7 protein-coding genes are annotated in these 13,010 nt (G+C 40.6%); 2 read left to right on the plus strand and 5 right to left on the minus strand.

The annotated features are described in order from the left end of the window. Positions 1–246 precede the first annotated feature (246 nt). Complete coding sequence (locus tag H6G08_RS38545; protein ID WP_190547780.1) at positions 247–2,475, plus strand: S8 family serine peptidase; 2,229 nt, start codon at positions 247–249, stop codon at positions 2,473–2,475. A gap of 150 nt (positions 2,476–2,625) precedes the next feature. Here H6G08_RS38545 and bioF read toward each other — a convergent pair whose 3' ends face one another. The 5 genes from bioF to H6G08_RS24720 form a co-directional block, all read right to left on the minus strand. Continuing rightward, positions 2,626–3,798 (minus strand): 8-amino-7-oxononanoate synthase, encoded by a 1,173-nt coding sequence (bioF, locus tag H6G08_RS24700; protein WP_190547783.1) that lies wholly within the window; start codon positions 3,796–3,798, stop codon positions 2,626–2,628. Between the two features lie 34 nt (positions 3,799–3,832). Beyond that, positions 3,833–4,471 carry a Holliday junction branch migration protein RuvA gene (ruvA, locus tag H6G08_RS24705; RefSeq protein WP_190547785.1) on the minus strand — a complete coding sequence of 213 codons (639 nt, stop codon included), beginning with the start codon at positions 4,469–4,471 and terminating at the stop codon, positions 3,833–3,835. Next, on the minus strand, positions 4,468–5,229 hold the full coding sequence (locus H6G08_RS24710) for a sucrose-phosphate phosphatase (protein WP_190547787.1): 762 nt from the start codon (positions 5,227–5,229) through the stop codon (positions 4,468–4,470). Before H6G08_RS24710 ends, ruvA begins: the two co-directional genes overlap by 4 nt. A 344-nt stretch (positions 5,230–5,573) precedes the next feature. After that, positions 5,574–6,647: a DPP IV N-terminal domain-containing protein gene (locus H6G08_RS24715; protein ID WP_190547789.1), complete on the minus strand. Its 1,074-nt coding sequence runs from the start codon at positions 6,645–6,647 to the stop codon at positions 5,574–5,576. Between the two features lie 493 nt (positions 6,648–7,140). Continuing rightward, complete coding sequence (locus H6G08_RS24720) at positions 7,141–7,959, minus strand: hypothetical protein (protein ID WP_190547791.1); 819 nt, start codon at positions 7,957–7,959, stop codon at positions 7,141–7,143. A 903-nt stretch (positions 7,960–8,862) separates the two neighbouring features. Between H6G08_RS24720 and nifJ the strand changes: the two genes are divergently transcribed. Continuing rightward, positions 8,863–12,507: a pyruvate:ferredoxin (flavodoxin) oxidoreductase gene (gene nifJ, locus H6G08_RS24725; RefSeq protein WP_190547793.1), complete on the plus strand. Its 3,645-nt coding sequence runs from the start codon at positions 8,863–8,865 to the stop codon at positions 12,505–12,507. Positions 12,508–13,010 lie beyond the last annotated feature (503 nt).

Here is a 13,010-nt window from a genome sequence, read left to right on the forward strand (position 1 = left end):
AAGGTAGGGGCATGGCATTGCTATGTCCTCTAGAATATATTAATGTGCCGCTCCTAAACTCCATCCCCTTGTGGGTAGCTGTCTTGAATTTTGAATTTTGAATTGATGCATTTACTAACATCACATTCATCTATGTTAGCTAGATTAACAATGTTAATTTTTAATATATTTTTTAACTTTAATTGCAAAAACCATGCGACCTTACTGAAGGATTTATCCATAGTAAACTAAGGGGAGGTTAGAGAAATGAATCATAGCCCCATCGAGCCACTTAGTATATCAGGTAACTATGTTTCACAAATAGCTGATGGCTGGAATAACAATTTTACTAGTAGCGGTATATTCACTTCAAACTGGCAAAATTATGCATTACCATTAAATAATGCTACATCTAATACCCCTATCGCCAATAGTCAAAATATTAATCTGACGCCTCAATCTATTGTTGTTGCTGTTGATCGGGCAGATTTAATTTTGCAAAATGCTGTAATTCCTAGTTCAGCATCTATTTGTAGTAATATCGAATTAAAATATAAAGTCAAAAATCAAGGTACAAGCAATGCGATCGCTAGTACAACTAAATTTTATTTATCTCCAGATAAGACTCTGAGCAACGATGATAAATATCTAGGCTACGATGCTGTGAATATTATTGCCGCAGGTGTTAACACTTCTGAATCAACTACAATTAAAATCGACAATAGTATCTCACCAGGTAGTTATTATTTAATCTCCCAAGCTGATAGCGATCGGGTTGTCAATGAAAGCAACGAAAGTAACAACATTGTTGTTAGTGCTATTAATATTAACCCGGCTTTAGCAGACTTAAAGCTCCAAAATGTTGTTTCTCCTAGTGCCACAGTAGTTGGTAATAGTATCCATCTAAAATATCAGGTGACAAACCAAGGTTCAGAAACTGCTTTTTCTAGCTATACGCTGTTTTATATCTCTAAAGATAAAACAGTAAGCGATGATGATGTCTACCTGGGATCAGACTATGTAGATACTCTCATGGCAGGTGCTTATAGTTCCGAATCAGCTAGATTTCAAGTCCCAAATAATATTGCCACAGGTAGCTATTATTTAATATTGCAAGCTGATGGTAATGGTGATTTGCCAGAAAGCAATGAAAACAATAATATTTTTACCCAGGCTATCAATATTACTCAGACTCAAGTAGATTTGATAGTGCAAAAGCCTGTGGCTCCTAGTGTAGTAACCGTTGCAGATAAATTTACAATTAGTTATCAGATTAAAAATCAAGGTGTCGATAAATCATTGCCGACTGTCACCATGTTTTATCTATCTCAAGATAAAACATTGAGTCAGAATGATTTATATTTAGGTGACACTGATGTTGGTAGTCTAGTAGCTGGTACTTACGCTACAAAAACATCTTCATTGCGGATTGGCAAGAATATCGCCGCAGGTAGCTATTATTTATTGTACAAAGCTGATGGCTACAATAGTGTAATTGAAACGAATGAAAGCAATAATATTGTTGCTAGATCTGTCACTGTCAAGAATAACTTTAGTTCTATTAATGGTTATGGCTTAATTAATGCTGCCGCCGCAGTGGCTCAAGCTAATGGTCAAAATAGCTTTACAGATGTTCCTAATTTAGGAGGAAATAATTGGGGAGCAGACTTAATTAATGTACCTGAAGTCTGGGCTAAAGGCTATACAGGTAAGGGAATTACTGTAGCTGTTTTGGATACTGGGGTGGATCGCAACCATGTTGATTTGAAGGCGAATATCTGGAAAAATACCCAAGAAATTGCTGGTAATGGTAAAGATGATGATGGCAATGGTTATATAGATGATGTTTATGGCTGGAACTTTGCTGCTAACAACAACAACACTTTAGATAAAAAGGGTCATGGTACTCATACTGCAGGTATAATTGCTGGGGTAAAAAATAGCTTTGGCGTGACTGGTATTGCTTATGATGCCAAGATTATGCCAGTGAAAGTTTTAGATGATAATGGTTCTGGTACCGATAAAGCGATCGCACTTGGTATTCGCTATGCAGTTAATAATGGCGCAAATGTCATTAACCTGAGTGTAGGTAAGTATCTCGGTAACGCAGAAATCAAATCAGCTGTTCAATATGCTAGCAGCAAAGGCGCGATCGTGGTTATGGCAGCAGGCAATGATGGCGGTTCTGCACCATACTATCCCGCCAACTATGCTCAAAACTGGGGACTAGCTGTAGGAGCAGTGGATCGATATGGTGAGATAGCTAGCTTCTCTAACTTTGCTGGCTCTGAACTTATCAGATATATTACAGCTCCCGGTGTGAGTGTTTATTCCACAGTCCCCAATAATAAGTATGCTAATTGGAACGGAACATCTATGGCGACGCCTCATGTTGCTGGGGTAGTCGCTTTAATGCTCAGTGCGAATAAAAATCTCACTGATGCTCAAGTACGTAAGATAGTCACAGCCACCGCCAGCAATAATTTGCCAGTTTAACATCACCAAAGGCGGCGGGAAGCCTGCCCCTTCAAGGGGTAGCGAGGTTGCTCCCCCCGCCGCGTCATTGGTCAGTTTTGAATGCTTGTTTGAATCGTCTCGAAGAGAAGAACGCCAAGAGTTCGTAGAGTGTGCATAAGTTCTAATTAATTAGTAATTCACGAATTCTCTTAATGCATCTACTAACTTTTCAATCTGCGTTGGTTGATGCGTCGCCATTGCAGATATGCGAATGCGGCTTGTGGGTACGGTTGGGGGGCGTATGGCTGGGGCGAAAATTCCCGCATCTTTTAAATATTTACCTGCTTTTAAGGCGTCTGCGGCGGTTGGTAATTGAAAACATAATATAGGTGATTCTGAAGGGAGTAGTTTTAATTCAGATACCTGTTCTTGCATTAATTTTTTGAGGTATGCGACATTCTCCCACAATTGGCTGCGGCGTTGGGGTTCTTGTTGTACTATTTCAATGGCGGCTAAGGCTGCGGCTGTGTCTGCGGGGGAAAGTCCTGTAGTATAAATCCAAGTGGGGGCGCGATTGCGTAAGAAATCTATTAAGGTGGCGCTGCCGGCGACATATCCGCCTAAACTACCTAAGGCTTTGCTTAATGTGCCGATTTGAATCAGTTGTTTTCCGGTACAATTAAAATGTTCCACACAACCTGCGCCAGTTTTACCCATAACTCCGGTTGCATGGGCTTCATCTACTAGGAGCATACAGCTAAATTCTGCTGCTATATCTATTAATGCGGGTAAGGGACATAAATCGCCATCCATGCTGAAGACGCTATCAGTGAGGATTAAGCAGCGTCGGTAATTTTCTCTTTGCTCAATTAACTGATTTTTTAAGACTGTAATATCACAATGGGGATATTCGAGAATTGCGGCACCACTGAGAATTGCTCCATTTTTTAGGCTGGAATGATTGTATTGATCCGAGAGGATTAAATCGCGCTTACCTACCAATGCAGCGATCGCACCTAAATTTGCTAAATACCCTGAACTAAATACTAATGCATCTTCGGTTTGTTTCAAAGATGCGATCGCTTTTTCTAATTCTCTATGTAATTCCCGATGTCCGCTAAGTAATCGCGAACCAGTACTTCCCGTCCCAAATTTTTCGGTAGCTGCAACCCCGGCTGTAATTAAACGCCGATCCCCCGCTAAACCTAAATAGTCATTGCTGGCAAAATTTATTACTTCTCGCCCTTCTAACAACACAGTAGCACCACACAGCCCATCAATCGTTTGGACTGAGCGATACCAATCCGCCCGATGAATAGTTTCCAAAGACTGCTCTAGCCAAGCATAAGGATCTATGGACATTTACTGTTGACTGTTGACTGTTGACTGTTGACTATTAACTAATTTGCTCGCTACTGCTAAGATGAGCGATCGCTTGTTTAATCCAATCTTCTACATAAGCATCTTTAGGAAGTCCAATATCTTCGCTGACTACGTGTAAGGCGTGGCTGACTTCATGGGCGGTGTAGCCTAAAGCAAACAGTGTCATTTGCACTTCTTCTAAAATACCTGGTGCTGGCCCCCCTGTAGCGACGAAGAACCCTGCGGATTTGCGCCACTCGATTAATTTGCTTTTGAGTTCTAAACAAATACGTTCGGCGGTTTTCTTACCCACGCCTGGCGCTTGAATGAGAATTTGAATGTTCGCCGCAATAATTGCTTGGACTAAATCTGGGAGTTCTAAGGTGTCTAACAGAGTAATCGCTAAAGCCGCACCAATTCCGCTCACACTCAGCAAATGACGAAATAAATCTCTTTCTGCTGGGGAAGAAAAGCCATACAATAAGGGCACTTCTTCGCGAACTTGGTAATGGGTAAAGATTTGCACCACTCCCCCTGACTCTGGTAAAGACTTTGACAGCCGTTGGGGAATGTGCAAATCATAGCCGATGTTATTGACCTCAAGGGTCAGTATCACCCGATTACTGCTAATTGTTTGAACACCAGCAACGATACCTTTGAGATAGCTAATCATTCTAAAAATCCAAAATATTTTAAGCCTTCGAGAATGCCACCAGCACAAAAGTTTTGCGCTAGGTAACGGTAGTCAGCTGGATGCTCATTATGCCACTGAATTAGCTCAGGGCGAGCATTACCAACAATGATTCCCCTTTCGTTGCCTACAGCAAATAAAGCAATATCATTACCCGAATCGCCACAGACAACTGTTTGTTCAGCTGCAAATTTCCACTTTTGGCGTAAAAATTGCATTGCCTGACCTTTATCGCTGGAAAGGGGAACAATGTCAAGATCAATTCCGCTACTATAGATTAATTTTTTGTTTAATTTATGTTTTTGTAACTCTAACTCAAGTTGAGATAAAATTCCAGGTGCCACAGATTTTTCTAAAAAAAAGCTCAATTTAAAAGGGCGCTGTTCGGATTCTGGTTGCAAAATTAACTCAGGGTATTTGGCTGTTATTGATAGTAACAATTCCCGATCCCAGCCTGGAGCAAGAATTTCTGACCAAGTTGGATCTGGGGTATCGCTACCATCGAAGTAAATTTCAGTACCGACAGATAATACTAGCGCATCTGGTTGTAAAAGATTTTTTTCGATTTGTAACTCTTGGTAAAGGTGAGGCGATCGCCCGGTAGCATAGACAATTTTAGTACCATATAATTGACGATGTTGCTGGAGGCGATCGCTTAACTCTCTGAGAGCATCATCGTTACCTGCATCATGATCTACAAAGGTATGATCTAAATCGGATACGAATAAAAAATTACTCATAGCAACTCCTGTCAACACAGCTATGTTACGAAACGTAAATATACCGGAAAGCCTTACCAATGACAATTAACTTAAGATAGATAGGGTATTGGGCATTGGGCATTGGGCATTGGGTAAAAGATCATAAAATTTGAGATAGTCATACCAATTTGAAAAAAGAATGTGACAGATGGTAGGGGCATGGCAGTGCCATGCCCTCTAAAATATATTTATGTGCTACTAAAATTAAAAGGTGCGTTAGCCTACGGCATAACACACCCTACAAATACTACAAATACTTAGATATTTTTAATCATCAAATCAGATTCCTATACATTAAATTAAAAGTCAACGGTGACTCATATTCACTTCAGCAAGCAAATGTGGGATTGTTGATTATTTAGACATTCATAAGCAATTTGTTTACCATCCGGTGACCAAACTGGATGAGAATCTTTACTTTTATTAGTTGTCAGGCGAGTTTCACCGGAACCATCGGCATTCATGATATAAATATCGGAATTGCCATCACGATTTGATTCAAAAGCAATTTGTTTACCATCAGGCGACCAAGCTGGATTTTGGGATATTCCTTGATTTGTAAGTTGAGTATTACCAGAACCATCAGCATTCATTACATAAATGTAACTATCTTTCTTAAAAGGGTCAGGAAGTGTATGGTAAGCAATCTTTTTACTATCTGGTGACCAAACTGCACCTGCATTATTATTTGAGTCATTAGTCAAGCGAATTTGATCGGAACCATCAGCATTCATTACATAAATTTCTTCGTTACCATCGCGTCCAGAAATAAAAGCAATTTTTTTACCATCTGGCGACCAAGAAAGCACCGAATCATAGCCTGGATTTTTGGTGATTCTGGTAATATTAGAACCATCAGCATTCATCGTATAAATTTCATAGTCATTATTTTCCCGATTTTCCCGACGCGAACCAAAAGCAATCTTTTTACCATCAGGTGACCAGACATAAGGATAATCATCTGCTGGGTGTTTTGTTAAATTAGTTTGCTGAGAACCATCAGCATTCATGACATACACTTCTGAATTACCATCCCGTCCAGAGAGAAAGGCAATTTTTTTACTATCAGGTGACCATAATGGAGAACGATCCTTGACTTTATTTTTAGTAATATTCTTCATTTTTGAACCATCAATATTTATTACATAAATTTCTTCATTTCCTGGATTATCCAAACTCATAAACGCTATCTGTTTACCATCTGGTGACCATTGCGGTTCTTCAGCGAGTTGAATTTTGGGAGTTAAATCGGTTACATTTCGTTTAACAATCGGAGATTTTGGGGAAGATATTTCCGCTTGCGCATTTGTGAGTTTCTTAGCAGTACAACTGCTCAAGCTTAGTATGATTCCTAAAAATAAAGTCCAACGGATATAATGGTTATTTACAGTCAGCATGATTTATCACCGATTTAAAATTACAAAATGTTTTTCTATTGATGATGTGTTGGTTAAACTTAATTATCTTGACTATTTAAAGTTAAATTTTGTTCTCGATTCTCTCTATACTGACAACTAAAATTTTTCAATAGCAACCTCAACAGTAATAGCTGAGAACGCATCTAGCTAAACCTTGAGCATTACAACTACACACTGCAACCTAGTGATTCCGCATTTTTTATCAATAAATTCGTAGTCAGTGCTTAAGTCCTGAATTTTAGGGATATATAAGAATCCGATTTTATTTTTGAAAAATTTCCGTATCTGTAGGGTGGGTGCTTCCCCTAAAAACTAAAACACCCAACAAAAAAAATTAAGTGTTGGGTGTTTTGCTGATTTGTTTTAGTGCGCGGTTGCTATAAATCTTAAATAGCATTATTTAATTTCTATCTCGCAATTAGGCACTAACTTTTTTAATTAGCTTGTCCTACAAATTTACAGCAATCAGGGACTATTTCATACTAATAGTATTAGGCTTGGAGAGAGCCGTTACTGCATTGGCAACATAGATGGAATTTCCTACTCTGGGACTAAATTCAAATGGTTGTTGATGTGCTTCCCGCTGTAAAGCAGGAGGTAGTAAAGTGAAGATTTGTCTGAAATCGGTTATAACTTTTTCAGTAGCACCTGAAACTAGCAAACAAGATGAATTAGCTTGTTTCTTCCCAGTAGTTTGGTCATAGAAAATTTGTGAAAATGCCTTGACTGTCAAATCATCTTTAGGGGAAACATAAACCAAGTATCCTCTTGCATCTAATTCATCAGCTTTGCTTTCCGCATCTCTTACATTATCAAAGAAAGCAATTTCAGTTTGTTTAATTTTCTGAGGGCATTGATTTGCTACAGGTAATCCAGCTACTACACTGTATATTCTGCCGTTAATAGGAGCATTAACAGTGAACAATGTGTTAGTTCCAGATCTCAAAGGCCTTGCTGCTTGGAAATCAAACCAAGCTTCAGTAAATGAGCCATTAATTCCGTTTTTCTGCTGATTTTGTGCGATTACTTGTTTATAAGCTGCTGGAAAATCGCTGAGATTTTCAGGAAGAATAGCACTTATATCGGGATTAGGAAGAGCTAAGTCATATTTTAAGATATCACCATATATCTTTACTCCTTGTGCCTGTTGTTCTGGAGTGAGGTAAAAAGTGACTATCCCACGAGATGGAGACGGAGGCGGAGGCGATTGTTGAGCTAAAGCAGGGCTAGCACCACTTAGATACACAACAAAGCTAAGTATAATAGCCAGCAAGGAAGTGAATTTTTTCATGAATTATCCGTAAGATTCTCTGTTACTCAGGTTTACGTGGTTAAGTAGTTTTTCTCAACCACGCATATCTTTTAGATATTGATCGCAGTATCTATTTATTTAATACTGATTAACCACAGTAATAATACTTAAAGTGGTGAAATTTGAGCTAATAATCATTCAAATCACATCCCCACGCATTTCTGAGGCTAAAGATTAGCTGATTAGAGACTTCGAGAAAATAAATTATCCCATTTTCATAGTGGCAAATTATTTCTCCTCTACTTCCTCTGCCTTCTCTGCATACACAGCGATGGAGTATTTTTTTAGTTGGAAGTCCCTTAGCTTGTGATTATTGCTATGTCTTCAACAGTAGACACCCATCAAGAAAGTTATTTAATTCTCGAACCTCTACCCCCAAATCATCAATCATTTGTCTGAAATATATAGCGCAAGGTTTTTCAGCCTCTTGAGTACAAGATTAATATATATAAATTCAGACAAAATAACTTGTGAGATAATAATACAAGAATTAGAGATAAAAGTGTGTCAATGTGTCATTGGGCATGGGGCATTGGGCATTGGTTATTTGTTATTGCTAAGGTGTCAAATATGTTTATGTAAAGCACATAGCTTGGTGCAATTGCCGACTTACGTACAAACTAATTTAACTAGCTTGTCTCACAAAAAATCTCAAAACAAAATATGAAAATCTCTCTTCCATAGCCCCTATTTTTAAGCTAGTTCCTCATGGGAAAACCCACAACCAACTATGAAAATCTGTCTTTCCCATGCCCCATGCCCTATGCCCATTTCCAAAGTATAAGTAAAGAGTCCAAATTATGGACTCTTAAAGTGTGTTTATGCCCTTCTACAGAGCAATGAGAATATCCTCGCATCTGGCTGACAAAGCAGGAGTCAATAATGAACAAAACCTTTGCTACTATCGACGGGAATGAGGCTGTTTCCCGGATTGCTTACAAATTAAATGAAGTAATCGCCATTTATCCTATCACCCCCTCTTCAACAATGGGTGAATGGGCTGATGCTTGGGCGGCGGAAAATCGTCCTAACCTTTGGGGTACGGTTCCCAGTGTGGTACAAATGCAAAGTGAAGGTGGTGCTGCTGGTGCTGTACATGGGGCGTTACAAACGGGTTCCTTGAGTACTACTTTCACCGCTTCTCAAGGGTTATTGTTAATGATTCCCAATCTCTACAAAATCGCCGGGGAATTAACAAGTACGACAATTCACGTTGCTGCACGTTCTTTAGCTACCCATGCTTTATCTATTTTCGGCGATCATAGCGATGTGATGGCAGCTAGGGCAACAGGTTATGCCATGCTGTGTTCGGCTTCGGTGCAGGAAAATCTCGATTTTGCGCTGATTTCCTATGCTGCGACGTTAGAGACGCGAGTTCCGTTTATGCACTTTTTTGATGGGTTTCGTACCTCTCACGAAGTGCAGAAAGTAAAATTACTCTCCGATGATGATTTGCGATCGCTCATCAACGACGATCTCATTTTAGCTCACCGCAGCCGCGCCCTTACCCCAGACCGCCCAGTACTGAGAGGTACAGCCCAAAACCCTGATATTTTCTTCCAATCTCGTGAAGGCGCTAACCCTTATTACAGCGCTACCCCCGAAATTGTGCAACGCTTAATGGATAAATTTGGCGATCGCACTGGCAGGTATTATCAAATATATGAATATCATGGCGTACCCGATGCCGAGCGCGTCGTTGTCATCATGGGTTCTGGTTGTGAAACAGTCCATGAAACTGTAGATTACCTCAACAACCAAGGGGAAAAAGTCGGCGTTGTCAAAGTCAGACTATATCGCCCCTTTGATGTGGAAAGATTTATCGCAGTCTTACCTAATAGTGTAAAAGCGATCGCAGTCCTCGACCGCACCAAAGAACCAGGAAGCGCCGGTGAACCCTTATATTTAGATGTAGTCACCGCCATTCATGAAGCCAATCCAAAATCCGTCTTGAAAAGTTTGCTCAACGGGGGGGAACCCCCGCACGCAACTTTTCGCAAAATCCAAAATCTAAAATCTATTATTGGTGGGCGCTACGGTTTATCCTCGAAAGAATTCACCCCCGCAATGGTGAAGGGAATTTTTGACAATCTCGCCTTACCTACACCAAAAAATCACTTTACTATCGGTATTAATGACGATGTTAGCCATACATCCCTGAATTTTGACCCCAACTTCTCCACAGAACCCGATAACGTTGTCCGGGCGATGTTTTACGGCTTAGGTTCTGATGGAACAGTCGGCGCTAACAAAAATTCTATTAAAATTATTGGTGAGGAAACAGACAATTACGCCCAAGGTTACTTTGTCTACGACTCCAAAAAATCTGGTTCGATGACAGTTTCTCACCTCCGCTTCGGACTCCAGCCAATTCGCTCAACCTACCTCATCGACAAAGCTAACTTTATTGGTTGTCATCATTGGGGATTTTTAGAAAATATTGACATTCTCAAAGCAGCGATTCCCGGAGCGACGATTTTAGTTAATAGTCCCTACGATGCGGATGCTGTTTGGCAACATTTACCTGTTAAGGTACAGCAGCAAATTATCGACAAACACCTGAAATTATACGTAATTAATGCCAACCAAGTCGCCCGCAGTAGCGGCATGGGTGGTAGAATTAATACTATTATGCAGGTATGCTTCTTTGCCTTAGCGAATGTTTTACCCCAAGAAGAAGCGATCGCGAAAATTAAACAAGCAATTGAAAAAACCTACGGTAAAAAAGGCGCGGAAGTTGTGCGCATGAATTTGCAAGCCGTAGATAATACCCTCGCTAACCTACATAAAGTAGATATCCCCCAAACAATTTACCAGCCTCAATCCCAAACCGAAAATACACAGCTTGATAACGCCCCAGAATTTATCCGCGAAGTTCTGGGTAAAATTATGATTTGGGAAGGCGATGATTTACCTGTAAGTAGCCTACCAGCAGACGGTACATTCCCCACAGGTACAACTAAATGGGAAAAGCGCAACGTCGCCCAAGAAATTCCTGTATGGGATGAAAATCTTTGCGTACAATGTAGTAAATGCGTGATGGTATGTCCTCACAGCGCCATCCGCGCCAAAGCTTATCAGCCGAGTGAGTTAGTAAATGCACCACCCAGCTTTAAGTCAGTGGATGCAAAAGATAGAGACTTCGCAAATCAGAAATTTACCATCCAGGTAGCCCCAGAAGATTGTACAGGCTGCGCGATTTGCGTGAACGTCTGCCCAGCGAAAAATAAAACTGAGCCGTTGAAAAAAGCCATTAACATGGCGCAGCAGTTACCATTAAGGGAACAAGAACGGAAAAACTGGGATTTCTTCTTAAGTTTGCCCCATCCTGACCGCAGACAGCTAAAAATCAACCAAATTCGCCAACAACAACTGCAAGAACCATTATTTGAATTTTCCGGTGCTTGTGCTGGTTGTGGAGAGACACCCTATTTAAAATTATTGACACAATTATTTGGCGATCGCTCAGTCATTGCCAATGCTACCGGTTGTTCTTCCATCTACGGCGGAAACTTACCCACAACCCCTTGGACAACCAACGCCCAAGGACGCGGCCCCGCATGGTCTAATAGTTTATTTGAAGATAACGCCGAATTTGGTTTTGGCTTCCGCCTTTCCTTAGATAAACAAGCCGAATTTGCCGCCGAATTACTGCAACAATTAGGAAATGGGGCTGGTGGCGGGACAGGGGAATTGGGAATATCTAGTAATTTGGTAGACTCGATTCTCAATGCGAAACAAAACACTGAAGCTGACATTTGGGAACAACGGGAACGAGTAGAAATCCTCAAACAAAAGCTAGATGAATTATTGCAAAAACCGAATCTCTCAATACCCAATGCCCAAATCCAAAATCTAAAATCGATTGCAGATTACCTCGTCAAAAAAAGCGTTTGGATTGTCGGTGGTGACGGCTGGGCGTACGATATTGACTTTGGCGGTATCGATCATGTTTTAGCCAGTGGTCGCAACGTCAATATCTTAGTCATGGATACAGAAGTATATTCTAACACAGGCGGACAATCATCCAAAGCCACCCCCAAAGCAGCCGTCGCCAAATTTGCCGCCAGTGGTAAGCCTGCGCCGAAAAAAGACTTGGGTTTAATCGCCATGACCTACGGAAATGTCTACGTAGCTAGTGTAGCATTAGGCGCAAGAGACGAACATACCCTGAGAGCATTTTTAGAAGCCGAAGCTTTCAACGGCCCATCCTTAATTATTGCTTACAGCCATTGCATCGCCCACGGCATCAACATGACCACAGGCATGAATCACCAAAAATCTCTGATAGAATCAGGAAGGTGGTTGCTGTATCGCTATAATCCTGAATTACAGAAAGATGGCAAAAACCCCTTGCAATTGGATATGAGACCACCTAAGCAATCGGTAGAGCAATCAATGTATCAAGAAAATCGCTTCAAAATGCTCACCAAGAGTAAGCCAGAAGTCGCCAAACAACTGCTAGAACAAGCCCAAGCCGAAGTTGATGCACGTTGGCAGATGTATCAATATTTAGCAAATCGGTAATGGGTAACATCATCGGATGGTGATGTTTGAAACAAAAATGCGATAGTAGGGGTATGGCACTGCCATTGGTGTCAACTTAACACAAAACCCGTCTAGCGCAAGGAACTCAAGTTCCTTGCTAATAGCCAAAGTCATCTAAAGATGACTAAATATCCTCAAAATCTTGAGTCTATCAGTAGGGGCGGGTTCACAGATATGCTCCAATAATTCACGACTATCTCGCTTAACCCGCCCCTACTTTGGCTATTAGCCTGAGAATTCATTCTCAGGCGGTTGACAAAGCTAATACCAATTTGAAAAAAGTAGGCAGTAGGGGCACGGCATCCACAATCTTCTGGTATGTACAATAATTTACTGGTGCCGTGCCCCTACGATATATTTCTCCACGCAGAGGTATAAAATGTATGGTGTGGTCTTGCTAATGCTGCCTTGCGCAAAAGCGATCGCAAATCCTAAAATTGTATTGTCTCAACACTTTCTCAATCATGCCTGCTAGAGATATA

Source organism: Calothrix anomala FACHB-343, from assembly GCF_014696435.1.
GTDB classification, from domain to species: Bacteria; Cyanobacteriota; Cyanobacteriia; order Cyanobacteriales; family Nostocaceae; genus Aulosira; species Aulosira anomala_A.